The 23,343-nt window shown below is 41.7% G+C and carries 27 protein-coding genes; 9 read left to right on the forward strand and 18 right to left on the reverse strand.

Annotated features, from left to right (window positions below; translation table 11 throughout):
• Positions 1–2: 2 nt before the first annotated feature.
• The 9 genes from HWQ23_RS02085 to HWQ23_RS02125 form a co-directional block, all read right to left on the reverse strand.
• A complete protein-coding gene (locus tag HWQ23_RS02085; protein ID WP_292823107.1) occupies positions 3–713 on the reverse strand; it encodes a glycosyltransferase family protein in 711 nt (236 codons plus the stop codon).
• Positions 714–748: 35 nt separating this feature from the next.
• Entirely contained in the window at positions 749–1,735 is a 987-nt protein-coding gene (locus HWQ23_RS02090; RefSeq protein WP_292823108.1) for a GNAT family N-acetyltransferase, read from the reverse strand.
• Positions 1,736–2,344: a class I SAM-dependent methyltransferase gene (locus HWQ23_RS02095; protein ID WP_292823109.1), complete on the reverse strand. Its 609-nt coding sequence runs from the start codon at positions 2,342–2,344 to the stop codon at positions 1,736–1,738.
• A 66-nt stretch (positions 2,345–2,410) separates the two neighbouring features.
• Complete coding sequence (gene pseI / locus HWQ23_RS02100) at positions 2,411–3,475, reverse strand: pseudaminic acid synthase (RefSeq protein ID WP_292823110.1); 1,065 nt, start codon at positions 3,473–3,475, stop codon at positions 2,411–2,413.
• Positions 3,476–3,487: 12 nt separating this feature from the next.
• Positions 3,488–4,990 (reverse strand): UDP-2,4-diacetamido-2,4,6-trideoxy-beta-L-altropyranose hydrolase, encoded by a 1,503-nt coding sequence (pseG, locus tag HWQ23_RS02105; protein ID WP_292823111.1) that lies wholly within the window; start codon positions 4,988–4,990, stop codon positions 3,488–3,490.
• 17 nt (positions 4,991–5,007) lie between these two features.
• On the reverse strand, positions 5,008–5,739 hold the full coding sequence (locus HWQ23_RS02110; protein WP_292823112.1) for a cytidylyltransferase domain-containing protein: 732 nt from the start codon (positions 5,737–5,739) through the stop codon (positions 5,008–5,010).
• Positions 5,736–6,941, reverse strand: coding sequence for a UDP-4-amino-4,6-dideoxy-N-acetyl-beta-L-altrosamine transaminase (gene pseC / locus HWQ23_RS02115; protein ID WP_292823113.1), 1,206 nt, complete (start codon positions 6,939–6,941; stop codon positions 5,736–5,738). The genes HWQ23_RS02110 and pseC overlap by 4 nt, the downstream gene beginning before the upstream one ends.
• Positions 6,899–7,888 carry a UDP-N-acetylglucosamine 4,6-dehydratase (inverting) gene (pseB, locus tag HWQ23_RS02120; RefSeq protein WP_292823114.1) on the reverse strand — a complete coding sequence of 330 codons (990 nt, stop codon included), beginning with the start codon at positions 7,886–7,888 and terminating at the stop codon, positions 6,899–6,901. Before pseB ends, pseC begins: the two co-directional genes overlap by 43 nt.
• A gap of 58 nt (positions 7,889–7,946) precedes the next feature.
• Positions 7,947–8,372 (reverse strand): tetratricopeptide repeat protein, encoded by a 426-nt coding sequence (locus HWQ23_RS02125; protein WP_292823115.1) that lies wholly within the window; start codon positions 8,370–8,372, stop codon positions 7,947–7,949.
• A 929-nt stretch (positions 8,373–9,301) separates the two neighbouring features.
• Here HWQ23_RS02125 and HWQ23_RS02130 point away from each other — a divergent pair.
• On the forward strand, positions 9,302–9,520 hold the full coding sequence (locus HWQ23_RS02130) for a DUF4327 family protein (protein ID WP_181930103.1): 219 nt from the start codon (positions 9,302–9,304) through the stop codon (positions 9,518–9,520).
• Positions 9,521–9,606: 86 nt separating this feature from the next.
• On the opposite strand, the gene HWQ23_RS02135 is transcribed toward HWQ23_RS02130, so the two are convergent.
• The 4 genes from HWQ23_RS02135 to HWQ23_RS02150 form a co-directional block, all read right to left on the reverse strand.
• Positions 9,607–10,890 carry a protein kinase domain-containing protein gene (locus HWQ23_RS02135; RefSeq protein WP_292823116.1) on the reverse strand — a complete coding sequence of 428 codons (1,284 nt, stop codon included), beginning with the start codon at positions 10,888–10,890 and terminating at the stop codon, positions 9,607–9,609.
• Positions 10,891–11,018: 128 nt separating this feature from the next.
• Entirely contained in the window at positions 11,019–13,022 is a 2,004-nt protein-coding gene (locus HWQ23_RS02140; RefSeq protein WP_292823117.1) for a serine/threonine phosphatase, read from the reverse strand.
• Between the two features lie 108 nt (positions 13,023–13,130).
• Complete coding sequence (locus HWQ23_RS02145; protein ID WP_292823118.1) at positions 13,131–13,289, reverse strand: hypothetical protein; 159 nt, start codon at positions 13,287–13,289, stop codon at positions 13,131–13,133.
• 49 nt (positions 13,290–13,338) lie between these two features.
• On the reverse strand, positions 13,339–13,521 hold the full coding sequence (locus HWQ23_RS02150; RefSeq protein WP_292823119.1) for a transposase: 183 nt from the start codon (positions 13,519–13,521) through the stop codon (positions 13,339–13,341).
• A 204-nt stretch (positions 13,522–13,725) separates the two neighbouring features.
• Between HWQ23_RS02150 and HWQ23_RS02155 the strand changes: the two genes are divergently transcribed.
• Positions 13,726–14,928, forward strand: a complete 1,203-nt coding sequence (locus HWQ23_RS02155) for an aminotransferase-like domain-containing protein (RefSeq protein WP_292823120.1) — start codon at positions 13,726–13,728, stop codon at positions 14,926–14,928.
• A gap of 222 nt (positions 14,929–15,150) precedes the next feature.
• Here the strand turns inward: HWQ23_RS02155 and HWQ23_RS02160 are convergent, their stop codons facing one another.
• The 3 genes from HWQ23_RS02160 to HWQ23_RS02170 all read right to left on the reverse strand — a co-directional run bounded on the left by HWQ23_RS02160 (position 15,151) and on the right by HWQ23_RS02170 (position 17,547).
• Positions 15,151–15,774 carry a J domain-containing protein gene (locus HWQ23_RS02160; protein WP_292823121.1) on the reverse strand — a complete coding sequence of 208 codons (624 nt, stop codon included), beginning with the start codon at positions 15,772–15,774 and terminating at the stop codon, positions 15,151–15,153.
• A 350-nt stretch (positions 15,775–16,124) separates the two neighbouring features.
• Positions 16,125–16,736, reverse strand: coding sequence for an ATP-dependent Clp protease proteolytic subunit (locus HWQ23_RS02165; protein WP_292823122.1), 612 nt, complete (start codon positions 16,734–16,736; stop codon positions 16,125–16,127).
• A gap of 148 nt (positions 16,737–16,884) precedes the next feature.
• A complete protein-coding gene (locus HWQ23_RS02170; protein WP_292823123.1) occupies positions 16,885–17,547 on the reverse strand; it encodes an ATP-dependent Clp protease proteolytic subunit in 663 nt (220 codons plus the stop codon).
• Between the two features lie 238 nt (positions 17,548–17,785).
• Here HWQ23_RS02170 and HWQ23_RS02175 point away from each other — a divergent pair, with 238 nt between their 5' ends.
• The 5 genes from HWQ23_RS02175 to HWQ23_RS02195 all read left to right on the forward strand — a co-directional run bounded on the left by HWQ23_RS02175 (position 17,786) and on the right by HWQ23_RS02195 (position 21,778).
• The gene (locus HWQ23_RS02175) at positions 17,786–19,042 is read left to right on the forward strand and encodes a vWA domain-containing protein (protein WP_292823124.1); all 1,257 of its coding nucleotides are present in this window, start codon (positions 17,786–17,788) and stop codon (positions 19,040–19,042) included.
• Positions 19,039–20,319 carry a vWA domain-containing protein gene (locus tag HWQ23_RS02180; RefSeq protein WP_292823125.1) on the forward strand — a complete coding sequence of 427 codons (1,281 nt, stop codon included), beginning with the start codon at positions 19,039–19,041 and terminating at the stop codon, positions 20,317–20,319. Before HWQ23_RS02175 ends, HWQ23_RS02180 begins: the two co-directional genes overlap by 4 nt.
• A gap of 29 nt (positions 20,320–20,348) precedes the next feature.
• Entirely contained in the window at positions 20,349–21,050 is a 702-nt protein-coding gene (locus tag HWQ23_RS02185; RefSeq protein WP_292823126.1) for a hypothetical protein, read from the forward strand.
• 124 nt (positions 21,051–21,174) lie between these two features.
• On the forward strand, positions 21,175–21,420 hold the full coding sequence (locus HWQ23_RS02190; protein WP_292823127.1) for a type II toxin-antitoxin system RelN family antitoxin: 246 nt from the start codon (positions 21,175–21,177) through the stop codon (positions 21,418–21,420).
• A complete protein-coding gene (locus tag HWQ23_RS02195; protein ID WP_292823128.1) occupies positions 21,413–21,778 on the forward strand; it encodes a type II toxin-antitoxin system RelE/ParE family toxin in 366 nt (121 codons plus the stop codon). Before HWQ23_RS02190 ends, HWQ23_RS02195 begins: the two co-directional genes overlap by 8 nt.
• A 103-nt stretch (positions 21,779–21,881) precedes the next feature.
• Here the strand turns inward: HWQ23_RS02195 and HWQ23_RS02200 are convergent, their stop codons facing one another.
• Both HWQ23_RS02200 and HWQ23_RS02205 read right to left on the reverse strand, forming a co-directional pair.
• A complete protein-coding gene (locus HWQ23_RS02200; protein ID WP_292823129.1) occupies positions 21,882–22,145 on the reverse strand; it encodes a DUF433 domain-containing protein in 264 nt (87 codons plus the stop codon).
• Between the two features lie 241 nt (positions 22,146–22,386).
• The gene (locus HWQ23_RS02205) at positions 22,387–22,578 is read right to left on the reverse strand and encodes a hypothetical protein (RefSeq protein ID WP_292823130.1); all 192 of its coding nucleotides are present in this window, start codon (positions 22,576–22,578) and stop codon (positions 22,387–22,389) included.
• A gap of 104 nt (positions 22,579–22,682) precedes the next feature.
• On the opposite strand from HWQ23_RS02205, the gene HWQ23_RS02210 reads away from it, so the two are divergent.
• Both HWQ23_RS02210 and gloA2 read left to right on the forward strand, forming a co-directional pair.
• On the forward strand, positions 22,683–22,814 hold the full coding sequence (locus HWQ23_RS02210; RefSeq protein WP_292823131.1) for a hypothetical protein: 132 nt from the start codon (positions 22,683–22,685) through the stop codon (positions 22,812–22,814).
• Between the two features lie 106 nt (positions 22,815–22,920).
• On the forward strand, positions 22,921–23,307 hold the full coding sequence (gene gloA2 / locus HWQ23_RS02215) for an SMU1112c/YaeR family gloxylase I-like metalloprotein (protein ID WP_292823132.1): 387 nt from the start codon (positions 22,921–22,923) through the stop codon (positions 23,305–23,307).
• The last annotated feature ends 36 nt before the right edge of the window (positions 23,308–23,343 follow it).

The following is a 23,343-nucleotide window of genomic DNA, read 5'->3' on the forward strand; positions in this document are numbered from 1 at the left end:
TCTCAGAAGTCAATCCATCCTTGTTGTTGGGCATAGTTAAGAATGTCTACTGTCGTAAATTGGGGATTCTGGGGATAAAGTGTTTCAAAAATGGCTTTGATGCGATCGTAGTCTTCTTGATAGTCAAGGGTAATACGAAAAAAAGGATTACTTAAGCCTGGAGGAGCAATGATATCCAAGCGACGATATTGCTCTGGATGTCGTCGGATGTACCAACCAACGTGTTCACAAAAGGGTTTTTTGGAAGCAAAATCAACTGTTTGAGCTAGTGTTTTCCAAGACAACACCATGAGATCCAGCCCATGAGGATATGAACGTACTTCACAATTAGCGACGTAATCCACATGGGGGTAAGCCGCGAAAAAGGCACAGATATGCTGGTCAATCACATAAGGGTCAATTAGGGGACAATCTCCGGTTAAAAGGACACTAACTTCTGCTTGATAGTGTCGCCCAGTTTCTACAACTCGTTCTAATACATTTTCCTCTGAACCACGAAAGTAAGGAATATTGTGTTTACTGCATAAGGATGCGATCGCTTCGTCCTTTTCATTAGTGGTTGTGGCAACTACAACTTCATCTATATAACGAGCGCGACGAACACGCTCAACCATCAGCAGCAGCATCGGTTTGCCGACTGCTTCTTTGAGGACTTTACCAGGAAGGCGTGAAGAACCCATCCGGGCTTCTATAGTGGCAATTACACGATTCACAGTTTTAGTTATTTCTCCCGTAAAAAGTTTTATATTTATTGATAGAGATTCAAATTGGCATTTAAATCTGTGACAAAATAAGGCTTAATCTCTGGATTAAAACTGAGTTTGTAATCTCCTCGGTTTGGAGAATTAACTCCTACAAAGTCAACTTCTTGCAACTTGCGTTTAAAACATTCTTCAATTAAATCAAGTAGTAAGAATGTTGAACCACCACTTTCTCTGTATTCAGGATGATTCCCCGCAAACATATAATAACCACGCTTTCGATCAAAGAGGAATAAAATTGCCGAAACCGGAATTGCATCAAGATAGCATATTTTCAGTATTCCAAATCCTTTTGCTAAAGATTTCTGAGCTATTGCTTTCAAGAAGTAAGACTCTTTTTCTGTGTTTTCTATTCCTTGTCTAGCCAAAACTTCTCGGTGTAGTTTGTCTAAAATATCAATATTATCAGACACCTTAATAGATAATTTATTATTAATAGCCTTCCGCATTTCTTGTCGTCTTACAGCGCGGATGGAACTGAGATAAAAGTCAAAACTATCAAATTTTGTTAACTTCAATATGCCTGTATATCTAAGTTGAACCTCAAATTTTCTCTTCTCATGTGTATGGTAGTTATACCATTGAAATGGTCGTATATCTTGCAATTGCCATGAATGAGCTAGGGAAATTTTTTCAAATTTATCTAGAAGTTGTTCTATGAACCAAGTTAAAATTAAAAACTCTTCAGAATTACGTTTATGATCTGGTTTAGTAGAATTGTCGGCTAGTAACAGTCCTTGATAGGGTGTGAAAGGGAAAGGAGCAGGTAATGTCTTACCATCTTGAGAAAATAAGATAACAGTACCTGCAACTATTTTCTGTCTGAAATAGACTGTAATAATTTGAAAAGGCACTCCTAATGCATTGATAAAGTCAATTTTTGCAAAAATAGTTCCTTGAGGAGAATCTTCAACAAAATTATCCCAACTATTTGCTATTTCCTGCCAATTAATTACAAAATCTTTACTATTCATTTATTTGTAAACATAAATACAAACATCACAATGATAGTAGTGATGAATCATTGTGACTTTTCTAGATAGGTGCTCAATACAGAACCTTAAAACTGCCTCCGGTTCATAATAAGCCATCGTTTCTTGTTGGAAATTCACATAAGAGGAAATAAAATTAAATGCCAGACCCTTTTCACATAAAGAGAATGCTTTTTTGATTAAAGTTTGGAGAAAAAGATTACCGTTGGGAGTAAAATTATTGAAAACAGCAGATACTAAAACATAATCATAGGTTTCTTCTAGACTCTCTTGAGTTATATCTAAGCACTCGAATTTCATATCTGGAAATTTTTTACGTGCAATTTCAATGGCTTCAGGTACAATATCTATGCCTGTATATTGACAAATAATATTGTGTGATTGCAAATATTCTGCAAAATAACCGATGCTACATCCTATATCTAAAATTCGACATCCATTGAGGTTTCCAATTTTCATAAGTTGCAAATATCTGACAAGAGATTCATCTATAGAACCCCACTGTCCAGATCCAGGTGAGTCTCCTTGTTTTCTTACAAGATCCTGATAATGTTCTCGTAATATCTGTATACTTGTGCTGACTTGACTCATTGAGATTCATCCTTCAATTTTTAGTATATAGATAAAAACGGCATAATTCTGAGTATCAATTATTTTTTATTCCGGAGTTTTTAATACTAATTTCCAGGTAAAAGGCGTACCTTTTTTTATATTTTGATTAACTGCTTTACCAATAACAATATCGAAAAATTTGGGTGGTAATCCTAATCCTGGACGTATTGCTCTTAGGTTTTCTGATGTGAATATATCCCCTGTTTTCATGTCTTGGGTAACGTAGAGCGATCGCCGAAAAACCAATGACTCTTTTTCAGCCTCAGTTGCTCCATATTTTATATTGCCCAAAGCTTGCCAAGCTCTTTGCGACTCTATTACCAATTGCTGCATCTCTGCTGGTTCCATTGAAAAAGCTGAATCAACCCCACCATCAGCCCGACACAGAGTAAAGTGCTTCTCAATTAATGTAGCTCCTAAAGCAACGCTAGCAACAGCAACTCCAATACCCATTGTGTGATCAGACAACCCCACCTGCACATTAAACAACTCACGCATTTGAGGAATAGTTAGCAGGTTAGTATTCTCTGGTGTAGCAGGATAGCTACTAGTACATTTGAGTAAAATTAAGTCTTGACACCCAGCTTCTCGCGCTGTCCGAACAGTTTCATCTAACTCAGAAATTGTCGCCATACCAGTAGAAATAATCATCGGTTTACCCGTGCTAGCAACTTTGCGAATTAGAGGTAAATCGGTATTTTCAAAAGAGGCGATTTTGTAACAAGGTACTTCTAAAGATTCGAGAAAATCTACGGCAGTAGCGTCAAATGGTGTACTAAAACCAATGATTCCCAGCTCGTGACACCGATCAAATATAGGTTTATGCCATTCCCAAGGTGTGTAAGCTTGTTGATATAGTTGGTACAGGGATTGACCATGCCATAGAGTATTAGGATCGTTAATGTAAAATTCACCGTCATTGATGTCTAAAGTCATCGTGTCAGCAGTATAAGTCTGGAGTTTCATTCCATGTACCTCAGCTTTAGCAGCTGCTTCAACTATATCTAAAGCTCTTTCTAAAGATTGGTTATGATTGCCGGAAATTTCAGCAACTACGAAGGGGAGATGACTAGCACCGATTATTCTATTTACAATGTTAATTTCTCGCATTTGCTCTCTCAACTAACTAAATTTATACTTGCCTATGATAAGAAGGATCGCTTGATGTCCTTGAAGTGTAGTTATTCCCATACTCTGAAAACCAGCTTTGGAAAATGCCCTAACAGACGCCTGATTAGTTGGTTTTATGTAGGCATTAATTATATTAATATCGGAATCATAAAATATTTGTTTACAAGCTAATTTAATCAAGCTGCTTCCATAATCCTGATTACGAAACTTTGCGTCAATACTCATGGAAACAGTAGCTTCATGATTTTCTATGTCATATCGAATCTGTCCAATAGGTATATCATTCTTATTAATGGCAATGTAAAAGATACAATTAGGGTTAATAAATTTAGATTTAAACCATTGAACATGATGTTCCCAGAGTATAGACTTTGAGGAAAAAGAAACCGCACGTACTTCTGGAGCGTTTGACCATTCCCATAGCAACCGACAATCATCTTGCTGCACCGAGCGCAATTGAAAAAAGTTATCTTTTAGATAGCTCAAGACTCGACTGCTTCCTTGACCATCCACTAATTCTTGGCTATATGTAGTCATTTTTTCCCGCATTCCAACAGTTATCAGTAATTGCGCTACTCTTGATGCTATTTGAACAGCAGAAACATTCTTATGCCATCCCAAATTTACAACTACTCCCATTGCCTCTAGTTCTTCGGCAATCGCCCGTTGATTTTCAGCTAAAATCATCACTAGACTAGGCAAACCCATAAAAGCCAGTTCCCAACAAGTGCTACCACCAGCTATCACTGCCACATCAGCCCAAGCCATGAGAGCGGGCATATTCATTACATTTCTTTCCAAACGGATAGGAAACTGCAAATTTTGACTAGCCGATCGCAGCTGCTCATAATGCGGATTACTTCCTCCAACTACAACAACTGCTTCTAGCCCTTCTACTTCTACTTGTTGCAATCCTTCAATCACCTTGAGAGTGACATTATCGGGATCTGCACCACCTAGTGTAACTAGTAACTTCTTTGCAATTAGACGGAGCGATCGTTGCCATCCCCGCCACTGCCAAAATTCCCGTCGCAAAAGGCTATAGCTCGTACCAAGCAACAGTTGGGTATATGGCTGTCGATTTCTATACAATCCCTTATGGGCATGAATATTTTGATTTAAAACAATGTCTGCATGGTACTGTTTTGCGTGTCCATAATCATCAATGAATAAAAGTTGTAGCTCAAATTCCTTGATGATTTCTTGATACTTAGCACCGAAATGGTAGCCATCTACCACAACCCAACTGGCATCAAACTGGCGTGCTAGTTTCGCTGTTTCTTCAGCATCTTCAGCACTTCCAATCTGAACTGATAAATGTCTAACTTCCATTCGTTCTGACTTTAACCGAGTTTTCAAATCTGGGGCTTCCGTCGCCATCACAAAAATTGCCTGACCACCTGCATCTTGCCAAGCCTGCGCTAAAGCTAGACAACGCATTACATGGCCTGTACCTATTTGTATTGATGCATCTACTCGGATAAATAGCTTCATTTTTGATAAATGCTTAATTATGCAGCATATTTCTTTTGTTCTACGTGTGCATTAATTAGTGACCAATCAGGATACTGTCTAAGTAAATGTAAACAATCCTCCAAGGTAAATTTTGGAATTTGAGGATAAAGTGCTTCAAGAATTCTTTTGATAAGTTCAAAATCATCTGCTGTGTCCACTGTCCAACGATGTGAACTTTGATTTTCTGAATAAAATATCTGAGCTAATCTATAACGTTCAGGATGCATATAAATAAACGGAGTAACATGCTCCCGCTCAGGTTGTGCTGTTGCTTCTACAAATGCCTGATGTAACGCTATGAATGAAAAAACCTCAGTATCCATTCCCCTTGGGTAACTTCTCTCTAAACAGTTAGAAACATAATCATATCTATGCTCAAGATAAAATTGAATTACTTTATCAATTACTTGTGGATCAATAAGCGGACAATCGGAAGTGACACGAAGTACTACATCTGCATGATGCTCTTTAGCCGCACCATGATATCTGGCTAGCACATCGTCTTCTAAACCTGTAAAATATGGCACTGAAAGGCGATTGCAAAGTTCAATGATTGGCAAATCTGTACTATTAATTGTAGTAGCAATTACAATTTCATCAGCCAAGTTTACTCGTTTTAGCCTCTCAATCTGGTATTCTAACAAAGGCTTATCCAATACCTTTTTAAGTACTTTTCCACAAAGGCGAGTTGAAGTCATTCTTGCCTGAACAATAATTACAGTTTTCATATCAGACTCTCTTTTAGCGAAGCTACTACCTTATACTGACTCTGTTCATTTAGCCCATAATATAAGGGGATAGTGATAGCTTCCTCATAATATTTCTCAACCTGTGGAAAGTCTCCTAATTTAAACCCAAATTTTCGGTAATAAGGCTGTAAGTGAACTGGAATATAATGCAAATTCACACCAATCCCTACGCTGTGAAGTTCTTCAAATACCTGTCGATGAGTTTTATTAATCTTATCCCGCTTGAGCCGAATCACATAAAGATGCCAGCTAGATTCACTATCTGGATGTTGCCACGGCAGCATTAATGGCAAATCTTGCAGTAGTTGATTATAGCGGTTGGCTAAAAAGCAACGACGTTCTACAAACTCATCCAGTCGTTGCATCTGACTAGTACCCAATGCTGCTTGAATATCCGTCATCCGATAGTTGAAGCCTAGTTCTAGTTGCTGATAGTACCAAGAACCATGAGATTCTGCTTGCATCAAATCTGGATTACGAGTTATTCCATGCGATCGTAATCTAATCAATCTCTGATACAATTCTTCATGATTTGTTAGCACCATACCGCCTTCACCAGTAGTAATAATTTTTACCGGATGAAAGCTAAAAACTGCCATATCGGAAAATTGGCAGGAACCAATAGGTTGTCCCTGATAGCTTCCGCCAATCGCATGAGAAGCATCTTCGATAATTTTGAAACCATAACGTTGTGATAAAGCGGCAATTTGTTCCATCTCACAAGATTGCCCTGCAAAATGAACGGGTATTAATACTTTAGGCAAACAACCTTGCTTTTCTGCCCCAGTCAACTTATGTTCTAATTCATCTACGCTCAAATTGTAGGTATTTAGGTCAATATCAACAAAGTCAACCTTTGCACCACAGTAAAGTCCACAATTAGCTGATGCAACAAAGGTGTTTGGTGATGTCCAGAGAATATCTCCTTGCCCTAAACCAGCAGCAAGACAAGCAATATGTAATGCAGCTGTCGCACTAGAAACGGCTACAGCATATTTTGTTCCACAATAGTTAGCAACAGCTTGCTCAAATCTATCTATAGCTGGGCCTTGAGTAATCCAGTCTGAGCGCAAAACTTCAATTACGGCATCAATATCTTGTTGACTGATATCTTGCCTTCCATAAGGAATATAGTCACTCATTGCTTCAGCATATCGAGTAGTTGGAAACCTTTTAGCCATTCTGTATTTATCTCGGAGCTATACTCAAACCCTTCAGGAACGGGGACTCCTTTTTCGCTCAAAGCGTTGCAGGCGTAATCAATAGAATAGGCATATTCAATAGTCGGTCTAATCACATAATGATCGGCAAACTCCAATGTTAAATGCGAAGCTTCAGAAGGAAACATGGCTTCATGTAGTTTTTCCCCTGGTCTGATACCAACAATTTTAATTGGGACTCCCGGTGCAAGTGTTTCAGCTAAATCGGTAATTTTCATTGAAGGAATCTTGGGTACAAATATTTCTCCTCCTTGCATTCTTTCAAAGCTATTAAAAACTAAATCCGCAGCTTGTTGCAGTGTAATCCAAAAGCGCGTCATGCGTGGATCTGTAATGGGAATCTCCGTGGCTTTTTCTTGAATCAGCTTTTGAAAAAAAGGTACAACTGAGCCTCTTGAACCGACAACATTACCGTATCGAACTACAGCAAACCTAGTTTTCATTGTGCCAACAATATTATTAGCTGCGACAAAAAGTTTATCCGCAGCTAGCTTGGTTGCACCGTAGAGATTAATTGGATTGACTGCTTTATCTGTTGAAAGAGCAATCACTTTTTCTACTTCTTGCTCAATTGCGACATCAATGACATTATTTGCTCCATAAATATTAGTTTTAATGCATTCCATTGGGTTGTACTCAGCAGCAGGAATATGCTTGAGTGCCGCAGCATGAATAACATAATCAACACTCCGCATAGCTAGACGCAAGCGATCGCGATCGCGCACATCTCCAATGAAATAGCGCATCACTGGTGCATTAAACTCCTGCGCCATTTCATACTGCTTGAGTTCATCCCGCGAATAAATTATGACTTTGTGAGGTTGATATCGGCTGAGAATCGTTTTTACAAATTGCTTGCCGAAGGAGCCTGTACCACCAGTGATTAAAATCGATTTGCCATTAAACATATTGTATTTATTTGTAATCTCAAAATTATTATTTACCAAAAATATTTAAATGAAATTGTTACTTAGATTGGGACTGGTTATTTGTGCTGCGATCGCTCTTTCCTTCTTGCTTCTTAATCTGCTCTAATACAACTTTGTAATCTTGCCGCTCAGGGTGCAACTTCACCAGCTTCTCCAAAGGTTCCATTGCACCCTTAGTATCTTTCAATTGCAACCGCAGCACAGACAGTTTCTCTAAAGCAAGTTGGTTTTCTGGTTCCCGTTGTAAAACCAGCTCGTAACCCCGCGCCTGTTGCTGTAAAACTGACTCAGCAGAAGCAGACGCATTTGCTGGCTTAGGTTGACTAGCCTGTTGTATTGCCGGAATTACAGCAAACACCGTAGAACCAAAAAACAAGAACATCGACACTATGGTTACAATCTTTTGTCGCCTCTGAATCTGCTTTTTGCGGGAAATTAGGTATTCTGCCTCCGAACTAGCCATGCCTCACATACTTGCTGCGGTAAATACTTAGGTATCAGCAAGCCTCCTGTTATGAGGATGCCCATCTGCTCAACAGAAACTAACATCTTCGCTAAAAATTTTTTACACAAACTTCAAATGCTGACTCTGAAGACCAGAGAACTTTATGGTAAGCCCATGCTGTACCGACAATTTTGCCACGCGTAGTTTACCGCCGTAGGCATCGCCCCTATGCTTCAAAGCAAAACCTTCTCCTACCCCTAGACAGAGCCAACCCTCCAAGTCTTATTCGCTGGGCAAAACATTAAAATTATATAAAGATTTGCAATTAATTTGCCTAATGCCAAATGTTTGCGATATTCTAAATAACGTTTAAAGAAAAAGAAACAGTAGACGTTTCTACTCAATTGCAAATTTCCCTGTCAGTCAAAAACTTTCAAACTAGCCCGTGTTTTATGGGTTCTTCAACAAGTAAACATCTTTTTCGTGATTAAAACAAATAGAATTTTCCCAGTCGTCCTCATTAGTGCAACTTCCCAGAGGAATAATTATTCTGCTCGGCGTTCACAATAGATATCTTGCAAAAGGTACTGTTGCACTCTTGTGTAGAAAGGTTAAAGGTTAAGAGGAAAAAGAAAACGGGGAAAGGTTAAAGGGAAAAGGGGAAACATAAGTATCCCTTACCCCTTCATCCCTTAACCCTTCCCCCTGAACCTTTGCTTGGCTTCTGCAAAAAGTTTAAGGAGTGCTTGGTGGAATTGAAGTTTTGTGGTGGTAATTACCGTACAAAACCGAATTTACCAGTAACTTAGTAGAGTTTGTTATGGTATAGTTAAAAAGTTAAGACTAGCTTTACCGAATTACACCACTCTACGTCCTGGCAACAATTGCAGAATGGGAAGCAGTTTTAATTAAGTATTTACAAACAAAATCTGAATTCAATCGAGGTTATGACTCAGAAAGTGATTCACCCAATGGTGAAATTGCAACGCAACGTGCAATCACTCATAGAATCGAACATTATCAAGCCAAGCGATAGCATCTGGAAAATCGCTTTGCTCTACGGTAATGAGTGGCAGCACTGGAAACAGGAACTGCTCGACTTTGGCTTTAGTATGCAAGACCCAGTTAGCGAACTGCTAGCTGTAGAAACTTGGGATGAGGAGTAGAGAATAGTGCATAGGGCATAGGGCATAGGGCATAGGGATTTTTAATATTCACTACTCCCCATTCCCCACTGCCTACTCCCCACTCTCTAAACTTTGCAAGCAGCTAAAGCCGCAGCTAATTCCTTTCCAGTTTGATAGCGATCGCGTGGCAATGGTTCTGTAACGCGGTCAATCACATCTCTTAATTGGGAACTAATGGTGGGAACTTTTGCCACATCAAACCTGAAATTTCGCCCTCGTTGGCGGTAATACTTGAACGGGTTTTCCCCTGTGAGCAGAAAAATCAACGTTGGCCCAATTGCATACAAATCAGATTGAGTCAAAGGTTGTCCTCGTTCTTGTTCAGGAGCGCAGTAACCTTCTGCACCAATTCGAGTACCGGGCGCTGTGCCAATTTCCTTAACTGCGCCAAAATCCAGCACCACAATGCAATTTACTGAACTTCGCACCATTAAATTGGCGGGTTTAATATCGCGGTGAATCAGTGGAGGGCTTTGGCTATGAATATAGTCTAAGATATCGCAGGTTTGGATCATCCAAGCGATCGCTTGGCTTGGTGTCACTGGGCCAGTAGTATAGACACGTTTCTCTAAATCTTGTCCGTGGATTAGTTCCATTGCCAAGTATTTTTTTCCGCCTTCTACAAAGAAATCATAATACTTGGGAATTCCAGGATGGTTAAGGGATTTGAGAGTATACGCCTCCCGCTCAAATAACTCTTGAGCTTTGGCAATTTTCACCATATCAGCATTCATTTGCTTCAACACCAGCAGTTGTGGCATACCCGCAATCAGACCAGCCGCATCCCAAGCGAGATAAGTAGTACCCATACCTCCTTGTCCAAGAGTTCGCAACACCTGATAATGGCGAATCCTCTGCTGGACTGAGATCGGTTGACCACAGTGGATACAGAATAAATTATTCGGTGAGTTACCTTCGTGCGTGCAAGCGTAAGATGAATTTGCCGGATTTTTTGCTGAGTAAAGCGTCTCGGCGGCGTTTTCTTCTGTGCCTTGCATTGGTTGCGATCGCAAACCAGTTTCTAATATTGTCGCTTCCTGAATTTGGAATTGCAGTATTGGGCCTCCCTGTGCCAGTTGCAAGAGGGAATTATCTGGTAACGGACTCTGAATCACAAGGATACCGTTAAGGAAAGTCCCATTTGTACCCTTACTAATCAGCTGCCAAGCACCGCCATTGCTAGCGTCACCGACTTGTCTAAGTTCTAGATGATGCCGGGAAACCAAACTATCAGTTAAAACAACGTGATTATCTGCCGCTCGACCAATCCGAATTATGGAGGAGTTCTCAAAGCACCACTGCTGGAGGGGCGTTTTCTGTTGCGGTTCTAGCAGGGTCAGACTAACCACAATACAACCTACAAAGAGTAAGAGGAACAGGGAAGGGAGTGGGGAGTGGGGAGTGGGGAGTGGGGAGTTAGGAGTTAGGAGTTATTTTTCCCGATGCCCGATGCCCGATGACCCATTCTCATTTATTTTCAACTTTCCAAATTTGGGCGTACTTTTGCCCGAATAAGTATACCAGTAATGTTGTCGTGACCATTGTGTTGGTTCGCCAAATCAATTAAGTCTGTAACACCCCGTTCTAAGTTAACGCCAGAACTAAGTAAGGGTTCTAAGTGAGTCTGCCAATGGGTTTCTAGTAAATCATTATCTGATAGACCGTCCGATGCTAACAGCAGAAGAGTATCTTCATTGATCTCGAAAAAGCTTACATCGGGATTAATTGAGTTTTGATCACGAGGCCCCAAGGCTTGGGTGAGTTGGTAGGCATCCGGGCGGGCGTAAGCTATGCTTGCTTCCACTCCGCGCGTAATTTCTCGTTGCCCAACTTCGTGATCTACTGTGACTTGTTCTAGTCCCCGCTTGCGCGTCAAGCGATAGAGACGGCTATCTCCCACATGAGCAACTGCTGCTTGAGTATCTTGAATTAAGAGCATTACCAGAGTTGTACCCATGCGCCCCACTCCAGAACGGGCATCTTGTTGATTGAACTCGTAAATCGCCTCATTAGCTAAATACACTGCCTCACGAATGCTATCTTCTGTTGGCAGTTGGTTGGCAATCCAGTGTTCTTGAAAGTATTGCCGTAGGGTGTTGACTGCTAAGTTACTGGCTATCTCCCCGCCAGCGTGTCCACCCATACCATCACAGAGAATATACAAACCATGCCCTTGCAGAACTCGACTTTTGGGCAACTCCAGTTTGTGAATTTTGGTTTCAATGCCAAAGTAGTCTTCGTTATGATGACGTTGACGCCCTACATCTGTGCATCCTGCATCTTCCAAGCTACTTAACTGCATCGCCAGCACAACAGTTGGCATATCATCCGTTTTGCTAATGATATCTTCTGGCTCATCTGATTCCGGGATAGTAGGCACAGTAGTATTCTCCTTTATTGGGGGCAAAGTTGCGCTTCCTAGTGCTTCTATCTCAACAGAGATTTCCTCCAAACGCGATCGCAACTGTGCGATCGTCTGAATCTTACCTACATCCAAATCCCCCAACATCTGGACTACAGAGCCAAATTGAGTGCGTTGAGACTGCCTAAATAGCGCTTGCCAAACCCGCCCCAAAGCTTGGATAGTTAACGGTTCCTCTGGAATAGCAGAAGATGTTTGAACTTGAGCATCTTCTGACGACTCGACGCTGGGCTGAGAATTCGATGATTCCACATACAACCTTTGTAGCGCCAGCGTTTGGTCTTCATCCAATCGCAAATTCGACAAATCTAAAAGGCTTTGACGACAATTTACTGGTTCCAATACTGCCCAAAGTTGGGCCATTTGATAACACCAGTGTAAAATTTTTAACGAACTCGTTGTCTCTTCTTGCCACACGTCGAGTAAATGCTGCCAATGCGAGCGGTCTTCGATTATTACTACCTGCATATTACCCTGCTGCCATGCATCGTGAATCGGCGGTATCTCCCGATGACCTTGGGATTGTAAGGCAATATAAGGTTTAGCAAGGGGAGGAATTCCACTTGCTTCCACTGATGGCGTTACTAAATCTGATTGCTGACTTGCTAGTATTGCCGCAATGGGTGATATTTGATACGGCTGGCAGTCTAGAACTCTCCCACCTACATCAGTAATGGTGGCAGTTTCCGTTTGGGCAGGTAGCGTATCTAACAATTGATAGCGCTCTTGGGAGTCTAAATAGGAGCCTAATGCAATCTGAGAATTAGGGGATAAAGGAGATGAAAAGGATATTGCTTCCTCATCTTTCTGTACTCCCACATCTGGCTTATCTCCTTCATTCCCCTCTACTCTCAAAGCTTCCCCAGTCGTTTCCTGAGCAATAATTGCCCAAAACACTGTTCCACATTCCGTGCCACAGTTATGACAACGTAGTGCATTCACAGGTACATCATCGGTACTGCATTCAGGACAGACCTTGTGGGTCAGGGACGTGCCACAGTTTTGACAGAATTTGTTGCTATTGGGGTTTTCAAATTTACACTGAGGGCAAATCAGCATAGTGGAAGTTCCTTAATTCCCGTTCCAAGGTGCTTCTAGCTACTAAGATCCAAGGTGCCACAATTGGCTGTCCCTGACTACAGTAGACCTACAAGAGATTGTAGTTTATCAATTAAATTTGGTGGCAGTATTAATTGTGACGCATATTAGAGCAATATTTAATATATTGGCAGCCAATTCCTTATAAATGGCATGGGGCAGACTTTCAAACTGGACTGCAAAACCTGCTACTTTAGCGATGCCTGCGGTTTTTGCTAGCCAACGCATTCATCAAATCAATATCAAAACCTTCCAAGTTCCCGCTAGCCTTTGGATTTCAAAAGGGACATCTTATCCTAGAGATGCGTTTCTTTAGTGGCTTGGGTGCATCTACCTTTTCGCCTGTACTGAGTGTGGCAAAGGTCGTAATACCCAAATCCACGCCAACCGCATTATCCTTTTTTGGCAAGACAGAGGGTTGAAACTCATTTCTTTGGTCAATATTCACGATAGTTGTCATGATGTTATAAAAAAGAATACATTCGTCAGGAGCCAGAATCCACCATGAATTCGGGGCGGCTAAGGAAAGTTTAAGACCCCAAAGATTGAAAAGTGACGCTCATTCCTTGCTAACGCTAATAGATCAGACGCTTGCTTTGATCTGACTTTTAGCTAATTGCTTTCTTGTGTGTTCTGTATTCTGACTCCCAATTTTGTACTACTTATGGCTACCAGCACTTCTGCTTACCGAATTAGTGATTTATTCGCCGAAAGAGCTAGAAACCTCGCACCACCAACCTATGGTACAGAGTTAACCAAAATCGTCAGTGTTAGCTTTACCTACGGTCTGGCTGACCCAATTCTCTTTCCCCATACTGACTTGGCTGCTGCAAGTGCGGCTGTGCTGGCACAAGAGGCTCCGATCGCCCTCAATTACGGGCCACCTTCACATCAACTATATGAGCAAATTATTCTCCGCTTGCAAGCTAAAGGAATCGCTGCCGATCGCAATCGCCTGATCATTGGTTACGGTTCCTCTCAGATTCTCGGCTTGCTACCATTGGTGTTTGTCGAACCTGGTGACGTGGTAATCGTGGAAGGCCCAACCTTCTTGGGAGTAGTTAATAGATTTATCCACGCTGGCGCACACCTAATTACTATTCCTGTGGATGAGTTGGGGATGGATGTAGATGCGTTAGAAGTAACATTGAGCGACTTGAAGAAACAGGGTATTCGACCCCGGTTTATTTACACCATTCCCACCTTTCACAATCCCACAGGCGCTACTATGCCGTTATTTCGCCGCCAAAAGCTGGTAGCGTTAGCGGCTGAGTATGGCGTCCTAGTGGTGGAAGACGATGCTTACAGCGATTTGCGTTTCCAAGGGGAAGCTGTGCCACCCTTGGCAACCCTCGACAAGGAGGGGTGGGTATTATATGTGAGTACCTTCTCGAAAATTATTGCGCCTGGTATAAGGCTGGGCTGGGCTTGTGGCGATCCAGCGATTATTGAGCGGCTGGCAATGTTCAAAAGTGAGGGGCCTGTGGGGCCATTTATCAGCCATGTGGTGGCTCGCTACTGTGCCTCAGGCAAACTAGATAATCACATTCAGCAGCTAATCGCCTGCTATAAGCATAAGTGTAATTTGTTGTTAGAAGCGATCGCTCACGAGTTTCCCAGTGATATAGTTGCTTTGCGACCAGGCGGGGGCTTCTTCGTTTGGTGTAAATTGCCGCCAGACATCAGCGCCAAAGCACTCCTAACCGAGGCCAGTGAACACGGCGTCAATTTTCTGCCAGGGACTCGCTGCTACGCCAATGGACAGGGGGATGATGCCATCAGGTTAGCTTTTAGCTTTCAGCCAACACAGAAGATTGTTGAGGGAATCGCTACATTAGGAGCAGTGTTGTGCGGATGGCGACGATGATCGTACCAATTTTAGATTTTGGATTTTGGATAATGGAATTGAAGATAATGTCAAGTACCACCAAATCAAAGATTATGGCGTGGGGCTTCTGCTGCTTCAGCTAAAATCTAAAATTAAGTGATACCATTTTCGATCAATTTATTTATAGCGGTTATCGCTTGGATGCAATAGACGGTAGGGGCACAGCAATGCTGTGCCCCTACAAATGGTTTGTAATAATCCTTAAAAAATTTGTTCTAAGCGTTGGAAATCGCGCTGCACTTCATACCAAAGACTTTTATTATGGGGGTCTGTTTTCAGAGCTTTTTTGAGATAAATTCTGCCTTTGAGCAGTTGGTTTTCCGAAATTAGCGCCCGTCCCCAAATTTGATAGGCGATCGCTAGCCATTGGCGGACTTCTGCATCTGCTGACAAACGATCTGCTAAAGCTTCCGCCAGGGCGATCGCTTGAGGAAATCGTCTTTCTTGCAAAAATCGCTGCAATTGCTCATAAGTCTTCCACTTCAGCCTCTCTTCTATTTCCAATAGATTAGGCGGCTTTGGTTTCGGTGGTTGTTGGCTTGTCACCGTTGTTACTGGTGTTTTCTGCCAATGCGTTGCTTTAGCGTCATCACGCCTCGATGTTGACACCTGACTTAAATGTGTGGCTGTTTCCTCTGGCAGTACTACCGTCAACAGGAGTTTGTAAGCCTCTGTTAAGGCAATAAACTTATCTTTGGCTTTGTTGTCATCTGGGTTGATATCGGGATGATATTGCTGCGCCAGTCGTCGATAAGACGCTTTGATCTCAGCAAAAGAGGCTCCCGACCTTAAACCCAATAAACGGTAGCAATCTCCAAGATCCATCTTGAGCTATGAGCTATCGAATATCCACGTAGGGGCTATCAGCTATCTACTTCAAGCCTGAACTATTAATAATAAGGGCTAATTTGCTTTTTTAAAGTTTAATCTTGACAGTTTATCTAAAGAAGGGGAGTGGAGAGTGGGGAGTTAGGAGAGACGCGATTAATCGCCTCTGTACAGGAGTGGGGAGTTAGGAGAGACGCGATTAATTGCGTCTGTACAGGAGTGGGGAGTTAGGAGAGACGCGATTAATCGCGTCTGTACAGGAGTGGGGAGTTAGAATTCTTCCCCTGCTTCCCCTGCTTCCCCTGCTTCCTCATCCCCCCTACTCCCTACTCCCTACTCCCTCCTGCTTACTCCGGTACTATTACGGAGCTTCGTTCTTCAATCACACGGTCAATTAAACCGTATTGTTTTGCTTCTTCGGCAGACATGAAAAAGTCGCGATCCATATCTTTTTCAATCTTTTCTATGGTCTGACCAGTTTTCTCAGCATAAATCCCATTGAGTTGATGACGAATCCGCAGAATCTCTCTAGCTTCAATTTCGATATCGCTTGCTTGTCCACGGGTGCCACCTGAAGGCTGGTGAATCATAATCCGTGAGTGAGGCAATGCTAGCCGTTTGCCTTTGGTGCCAGCTGCCAGCAGGAAAGACCCCATTGAAGCTGCTAAACCGACGCAAATAGTCACTACATCTGATTTGATATGTTGCATGGTATCAAAAATAGCCATGCCAGATGTAACCATCCCACCAGGGGAATTGATGTATATGTAAATATCTTTACCTGGATCATCTGAGTCCAGATACAGCATTACAGCGATAATTTGATTGGCAATTTCATCATCAATATCTCGCCCTAAGAAAATAATCCGTTCCCGGTAAAGGCGATCGTAGATGCTAATCCAATCTGTATATTGTCCACCGGGCATCCGGTAAGGAACTTTAGGAACGCCTATAGGCATTTTCGTTACTCCGTTTTTAATAATTTGGGGGCGGTGGGAGAGTTAGGAGTGAGCAGTTGAAAGTTAGAAGTTAAAAGTGAGGAGTGAGGAGTTTTCAATAACTCATAACTCATAACTCATAACTCATAACTCATAACTCCTAACTAAATTAAAGGACACTGGCAGGGAGCGGAGGATTTGCGAGTTCTTCTTTCTCAAAAACTCGGTCAATCAGCCCGTATTCCTTCGCTTCGTAGGGTGTCAGATATAACAGCCGATCCATATCTTTAGTAATTTTTTCTGGGGGCTGTCCAGTGGTGCGATGCAAAATATCAACTAACGCCCCTTTATTTACCAAAACTTCCCTGGCGCGAATTTGAATATCCGTTGCTTGACCTTGGGCGTAGCTCTTGGGCTGATGCAGGATAATCGAGGAGTGAGGCAAACTAGCGCGGCAACCTTTTGTACCAGCACTGAGAAGCATCGCTGCCATACCCATTGCGGAACCGACGCAGATGGTGTGGATAGGAGGTTTGATATATTTCATGGTGTCAAAGATGGCGAAGGCTTCGGTTTCAAAGCCAATGGGTTCGCCACTGTAACCGGAAGTACCGGTGGAGTTGATATAGATTTTAATCGGCTTTTCGGGGTCGTCGGACTGCAAAAACAACAACTCGGCCACGATTAATTCGGTGACAGCAGGCACCAGTGGCATCCCAATATAGACAATTCGCTCCTTCAACAAGAGGGAAGGTAAATCTGGCGGCGGTGTCCGGTAGAAGTTATCGCCGTAATATGGGGCTTGAACAGCCTTGATTGGGGAAGTGTCCATAACAACTGATCGCCTGAAACTATGCCGTTAACTGTAATACATCCTAGCGCGATGCCAGCCTTCCTTAAGGTGCGGATTTCTCCCTAATACTAAAGGCGGCTTCGCATCTGCCAATGCTTGGCTTCTAAGATATTCTGATTATATTAGTGTATTTGTGTTGGATAGGTTTTCCGTAGAGTTAAAGTGTTGCTTTGAAGTTATTTTTTTATATGTATATCCTGAATAGGGACTTTGAGTTATGAAGGTTAATTTGCAGCCTGCCTTGAATGATGGTAATTTGGACGCAAATCAACTGAACAGTCAACGTCAGTTGGGAATTTCGATTTCAGCGATCGCCGAAAATCAAGATCGCCATGTGCCCCTGAATTTATGCTTAATTCTCGATCATAGTGGTTCCATGAACGGGCGATCGCTAGAAACGGTGAAAAAAGCAGCGAATCGTCTGGTAGATAGACTCAAGAGTGGCGATCGCCTCAGTGTTGTAGTTTTTGATCACCGTGCCAAAGTCTTAGTACCCAGTCAAAGTATCGAAGATCCAGAGAAAATCAAACAGCAAATTAACCGCCTAACTGCCGATGGTGGGACTGCGATTGATGAAGGACTGCGCTTGGGGATTGAAGAGTTGGCAAAGGGCAAAAAAGATACTGTTTCCCAAGCCTTTTTATTAACCGATGGGGAAAATGAACACGGTGATAACAATCGCTGTTTGAAATTCGCCCAATTGGCGGCTAGCTATAATTTGACTTTGAATACTTTGGGATTTGGTGACAATTGGAACCAAGATGTTTTAGAAAAAATTGCTGATGCTGGTTTAGGTACTTTATCTTACATTCAAAAACCGGAAGATGCAGTGGATGAGTTTAATCGCCTCTTCAGCCGCATTCAAACGGTGGGATTGACTAATGCTTATCTGTTATTCTCCCTGATGCCCCATGTGCGGCTAGCGGAACTCAAACCCATTGCCCAAGTTTCCCCAGACACTATTGAGTTACCACTGCAACAAGAAGCTGATGGACGTTTCGCTGTGCGGTTGGGAGATTTAATGAAAGATGCAGAACGGGTGATTTTAGCTAATATTTATTTGGGACAATTGCCAGCAGGTGAACAAGCGATCGCTAATGTACAAGTCCGTTACGATGACCCAGCCGCCAACCAGGTAGGTTTATTTACACCAAATATCCCAGTTTATGCCCATGTAGTCAAAAATTATCAAGCAGACCCGAATCCACAGGTGCAACACTCTATTTTAGCATTAGCTAAGTATCGCCAAACCCAGTTAGCCGAGACGAAATTACAACAGGGCGATCGCAGTGGTGCAGCGACGATGTTACAAACGGCTGCTAAAACTGCCCTACAAATGGGAGATAAAAGTGCGGCGACGGTGTTGCAAACTTCTGCCACCCAGCTACAATCTGGACAAGATTTATCCGAAAGCGATCGCAAGAAAACCAGGATGGTTTCCAAAACAGTTTTGCAAGATACCCCTCCGACATGAAAGTTAAATTGCTATCGGCGTTAAATGACAATAATGTTGATCTGGCTCAAACAAGTAGCCAACGTCAACTAGCAATGACGATTTTTGCAATCGCTGGTGAGTTTGACCAAAATCTGCCCCTTAATCTCTGCTTGATTTTGGATAGAAGCGGTTCCATGCATGGACAACCAATTAAAACGGTGATCCAGGCAGTGGAAGGATTAATCGATCGGTTGAAAGTGGGCGATCGCATCTCAGTTGTGGCTTTTTCCGGGTCTGCGTCAGTCATTATCCCCAACCAAGCGATTCAAGACCCCGAAAGCATCAAATCTCAAATTAAAAGCAAACTCAGCGCTAGCGGCGGTACTATAATCGCTGAGGGTTTGGAATTGGGAATTACAGAACTGATGAAGGGGACAAGAGGCGCTGTTTCTCAGGCGTTTCTGCTTACAGATGGGCATGGTGATAGCGGTTTGCGAATTTGGAAGTGGGATATTGGGCGAGATGACAACAAGCGCTGTCTTCAATTGGCGCAAAAGGCTGCAAAGCTGAACCTAACTATCAACACTTTCGGGTTTGGCAATAGCTGGAATCAGGATTTGCTAGAAAAAATCGCTGATGTCGGTGGTGGGACTTTAGCCCATATTGAACGTCCTGAACAAGCTGTGGATCAATTTAGCCGACTGTTTGGGCGGATTCAGTCGATTGGGCTAACTAATGCCTACTTGCTGTTATCTCTAATGCCTAATGTCCGATTAGCAGAACTTAAACCCATTGCCCAAGTTGCCCCAGACACAATCGAGTTACCAGTGGAACCCGAAGCTGATGGTAGCTTTGCTGTACGTTTGGGAGATTTGATGCAGGATGTAGAACGGATAGTTTTGGCGAATATTTATTTAGGACAATTGCCAGAAGGAAAACAAGCGATCGCGCATCTGCAAATCCGTTATGATGACCCATTGGTTAATGAACAAGGTTTACTTTCGCCCCTCATGCCAGTGTATGCAGATGTAGTTCGGGCGTATCAACCGACATCTAATCCCCAGGTACAACAATCTATTTTAGCATTAGCGAAGTATCGCCAAACCCAGTTAGCCGAGGCGAAATTGCAACAAGGCGATCGCACTGGTGCCGCCACGATGCTACAAACAGCAGCTAAAACCGCTTTACAAATCGGAGATAAAGGTGCCGCGACAGTCTTGCAAACTTCCGCCACTCGCTTGCAAGCTGGTGAAGAACTTTCCGAAGCAGACCTTAAGAAAACTAGGATTGTATCAAAGACCGTTTTACAGGAATAGTAAAAATTGATTTTGTTTGGAGGTGTAGAATGTCAACAATAAACTCTGTTATTGATAAGATTGCAATCCTTGCAGAACAGAGTGGTTATATAGGCTGTCTTGAATATTGGAGTGTTTGCGGCGGTTATAATCCAGATTATCCTCCAAGATTAAGTGTTGAGCAGATCCAGGAACTTACTCAAAATTATCCGTTTCATTTACCATTAGAACTTTGCGAATTATACCAAAGGGGTAATAGTTGTTTGCCTATTGGTGTAAACCCCAACAAAAATTGGGATTCCTTCGACAGTTATTTTCCATTTGAATTTCCATTGGAAGATGACGAAGTTTTTTTTTCGTTAGGAGAAGCAATTAATATATATCGCTCTATAGCCTCTTGGTTAAAGAAGGACGAACACAAATTACAGTTATCAATAAACACAAATAATAGCCAGCAAAAAATTCTAGCTTCTCTTCTGAATAGCAATAATTTTTCTTCACGCTTGTTTCCCATTTCTAGCACGGAGAATGGCTTATACGTTGTAGTCGGTAATGAAAAACAACAGGAAACATCACCAATACTCTTTTTATGGGAAGATTTAGTAATTTCTATGGAATGCCCAAGCCTTACTTGCATGATGCTAGGAATGGCAGAAGTCATGGAAAGAAAGATGCAGTCACCAAAGCCTAATGGGTATGAAATCGAAGCTATTTGGCATAAGTATGCCGTCGCAAAAAGTAGTAATCCCTGATAAAGCAACAGTTTTATAGCGGTTAGATAGTTGGATAATGCGTTGGCTTTGCCCGCCGCAGGCATCGCTCAAGTAGGACGATGCAAAAATTAAGGCTTGCTGAATATCTTCATCTGGAGTCCCTATGAAAGCAATTAAAGTTATGGCAACCATTGATGAGCATGGGCAACTTACTTTAGATCATCCCTTAATGACTGATAAGAACAGTCGTGTTGAAGTAATTGTCCTGATCGCAGAAGCAGCAGAAATTGATGAAAATGAGCCATCTAAAAAAGTGATTGTAGAAGATTTTCGTCAAGCTTGGCATGAAGCTATGACCGGACAAACGATTCCCGTGGCTCAACTTTGGGAAGGACTTGAAGATGTCTGAGCAATCGTTTATTCAAGTTGAAACCGCGCCAACGTTCAACCGAAATATACGCACCCTCGCCAAGAAATATCGGAGTATTCGTAATGATATACAACCCGTAATTGAACAACTTCAACGGGGAGAGTTACCTGGAGATCAAATATCTAAGATTGGTTATGCAGTTTTTAAGCTGCGAGTCCGAAATAGCGATGTTCAAAAAGGTAAAAGTGGTGGCTACCGTCTGATTTATTACATTAAAACAGCAATGGGGATTATTCTGCTCACTATTTATACTAAATCCGAACAAGCTGATATGGCAGCAGATGACATTAGGAGCATTATTACTGAGTATGAACAAAGCGCAGTTGAAGACCAATAAAATTTATAGAACAATACCTCATAGAATATAGGCGGATACCATCGGCTAACTTAGTTTAGCTTTTATAAATTCCAAATCTTTGTCGATTACTGGTAATCCCTGATTAAACAACAGTTTCATAGCGGTTAGGTAGTTCAATGATCCGTTGGCTTTGCCCGCCGCAGGCATCGCTCAAGTAGGACGATGCAAAAATTAAAGCTTGCTGAATATCTTCATCTTCTAATTCGGGAAACTCCTGGCGCAGTTCTTCTCGATTAGGATAGGTAGCTAATAACTCAATCACTCGACGAACGGTAAGGCGAAGATTACGAATAGAGGGCTGTCCATTCATGCGATTAGGATTGCTGATGATGCGATCTAATTTCATGGAAGTAACCCTAGCTCCTTACGAAAATTATGGTCGTATATAACTTCATGGTATTGCTTATTTTTAGCTTCTTATTTCCGCCCAATTTTATAAGCAAATTACTGATTAATATCATTTAGGCATTATAGCGGTTCCCGCATGGGTAAGGTACAAAAAGAAATAATTAACTACAAATAAACGTTACACCAAAATTAATGCGTGAATTAGTTAAATAAACTAGCAAACAAGCGAGTTTAGTAATTCAAATGCCATTTGGCTTGCGGAAAACACCGAAATGAGAAAGCAATAAGGCATTTTGAGTAAGCAATATGCCATTTGGCTTGCGGAAAATACCAAAATGAGAAAGCAATAAGGCATTTTGAGTAAGCAATATGCCATTTGGCTTGCGGAAAATACCAAAATGAGAAAGCAATAAGGCATTTTGAGAAAGCAATCAAGCATTTTGAGTAAGCAATATGCCTTTTTGCTTATTGAATATGAAGTTTTGAGAAAGCAATATGCCTTTTTGCTGATTGAATATGAATTTAAGTTAAATATGTGATACCTGCGGCGGGCGTAGCGATCGCTATCATTTCTATCTGTCAGGCTACAACACAGGTGTTTGATGAACTCAGAGTAATAAAATCCTCAAACGCCTTATTCACATTATCTGTAATTTGTCAAGGTTAATTTTAGTTTAAAGGTGAACGAAGCTAGGCAAACTTCCGCCACAATGTACTAGTAAAGTTTTGGTAAAAGTGGTAGAGGTAAATGATTGCTAGCTTGAGAAGTACACATGAAAACCACTGGTATTCATCATGTAGCTATTATTTGCTCTGACTATGATCGCTCCAAAGCATTTTATGTAGAAACTTTAGGATTTTCGATTATTCAAGAGACTTTTCGCGCCCAGAGAAATTCTTATAAATTAGATTTACGAGTTGGAGAAAATGCTCAAATAGAGTTATTCTCATTCCCGAATCCTCCAGAACGGGCTAGTAAACCAGAGGCTTGTGGTTTAAGGCATATTGCTTTTCAAGTTGATGATGTAGAGCAAACTGTTTTTTATTTAAAATCAAAAGGGTTAGAAGTAGAGAATATCAGAGTTGATGAAATTACAGGTAAAAAATTTACTTTCTTTAAAGACCCTGATAATTTGCCGTTAGAGATTTATGAAAATTAGGCATTGATATGATCATCAGGAAATATAATTTTCAAG

This window comes from Nostoc sp. JL33, from assembly GCF_017114985.1.
GTDB lineage: Bacteria > Cyanobacteriota > Cyanobacteriia > Cyanobacteriales > Nostocaceae > Nostoc.

What these genes read in the sequence shown, in the direction of transcription:
- HWQ23_RS02180 (WP_292823125.1), top strand. Translation starts at nt 19,039, where the DNA reads ATGAAAGTTAAATTGCTATCGGCGTTAAATGACAATAATGTTGATCTG.
- HWQ23_RS02140 (WP_292823117.1), bottom strand. Translation starts at nt 13,022, where the DNA reads ATGCTGATTTGCCCTCAGTGTAAATTTGAAAACCCCAATAGCAACAAA.
- pseC (WP_292823113.1), bottom strand. Translation starts at nt 6,941, where the DNA reads ATGGCTAAAAGGTTTCCAACTACTCGATATGCTGAAGCAATGAGTGAC.
- HWQ23_RS02145 (WP_292823118.1), bottom strand. Translation starts at nt 13,289, where the DNA reads ATGCGTTGGCTAGCAAAAACCGCAGGCATCGCTAAAGTAGCAGGTTTT.
- HWQ23_RS02155 (WP_292823120.1), top strand. Translation starts at nt 13,726, where the DNA reads ATGGCTACCAGCACTTCTGCTTACCGAATTAGTGATTTATTCGCCGAA.
- pseB (WP_292823114.1), bottom strand. Translation starts at nt 7,888, where the DNA reads ATGTTTAATGGCAAATCGATTTTAATCACTGGTGGTACAGGCTCCTTC.
- pseG (WP_292823111.1), bottom strand. Translation starts at nt 4,990, where the DNA reads ATGAAGCTATTTATCCGAGTAGATGCATCAATACAAATAGGTACAGGC.
- gloA2 (WP_292823132.1), top strand. Translation starts at nt 22,921, where the DNA reads ATGAAAACCACTGGTATTCATCATGTAGCTATTATTTGCTCTGACTAT.
- HWQ23_RS02165 (WP_292823122.1), bottom strand. Translation starts at nt 16,736, where the DNA reads ATGCCTATAGGCGTTCCTAAAGTTCCTTACCGGATGCCCGGTGGACAA.
- HWQ23_RS02150 (WP_292823119.1), bottom strand. Translation starts at nt 13,521, where the DNA reads ATGACAACTATCGTGAATATTGACCAAAGAAATGAGTTTCAACCCTCT.
- HWQ23_RS02195 (WP_292823128.1), top strand. Translation starts at nt 21,413, where the DNA reads ATGTCTGAGCAATCGTTTATTCAAGTTGAAACCGCGCCAACGTTCAAC.
- HWQ23_RS02200 (WP_292823129.1), bottom strand. Translation starts at nt 22,145, where the DNA reads ATGAAATTAGATCGCATCATCAGCAATCCTAATCGCATGAATGGACAG.
- pseI (WP_292823110.1), bottom strand. Translation starts at nt 3,475, where the DNA reads ATGCGAGAAATTAACATTGTAAATAGAATAATCGGTGCTAGTCATCTC.
- HWQ23_RS02160 (WP_292823121.1), bottom strand. Translation starts at nt 15,774, where the DNA reads ATGGATCTTGGAGATTGCTACCGTTTATTGGGTTTAAGGTCGGGAGCC.
- HWQ23_RS02090 (WP_292823108.1), bottom strand. Translation starts at nt 1,735, where the DNA reads ATGAATAGTAAAGATTTTGTAATTAATTGGCAGGAAATAGCAAATAGT.
- HWQ23_RS02185 (WP_292823126.1), top strand. Translation starts at nt 20,349, where the DNA reads ATGTCAACAATAAACTCTGTTATTGATAAGATTGCAATCCTTGCAGAA.
- HWQ23_RS02125 (WP_292823115.1), bottom strand. Translation starts at nt 8,372, where the DNA reads ATGGCTAGTTCGGAGGCAGAATACCTAATTTCCCGCAAAAAGCAGATT.
- HWQ23_RS02170 (WP_292823123.1), bottom strand. Translation starts at nt 17,547, where the DNA reads ATGGACACTTCCCCAATCAAGGCTGTTCAAGCCCCATATTACGGCGAT.
- HWQ23_RS02190 (WP_292823127.1), top strand. Translation starts at nt 21,175, where the DNA reads ATGAAAGCAATTAAAGTTATGGCAACCATTGATGAGCATGGGCAACTT.
- HWQ23_RS02130 (WP_181930103.1), top strand. Translation starts at nt 9,302, where the DNA reads ATGACTCAGAAAGTGATTCACCCAATGGTGAAATTGCAACGCAACGTG.
- HWQ23_RS02095 (WP_292823109.1), bottom strand. Translation starts at nt 2,344, where the DNA reads ATGAGTCAAGTCAGCACAAGTATACAGATATTACGAGAACATTATCAG.
- HWQ23_RS02175 (WP_292823124.1), top strand. Translation starts at nt 17,786, where the DNA reads ATGAAGGTTAATTTGCAGCCTGCCTTGAATGATGGTAATTTGGACGCA.
- HWQ23_RS02110 (WP_292823112.1), bottom strand. Translation starts at nt 5,739, where the DNA reads ATGAAAACTGTAATTATTGTTCAGGCAAGAATGACTTCAACTCGCCTT.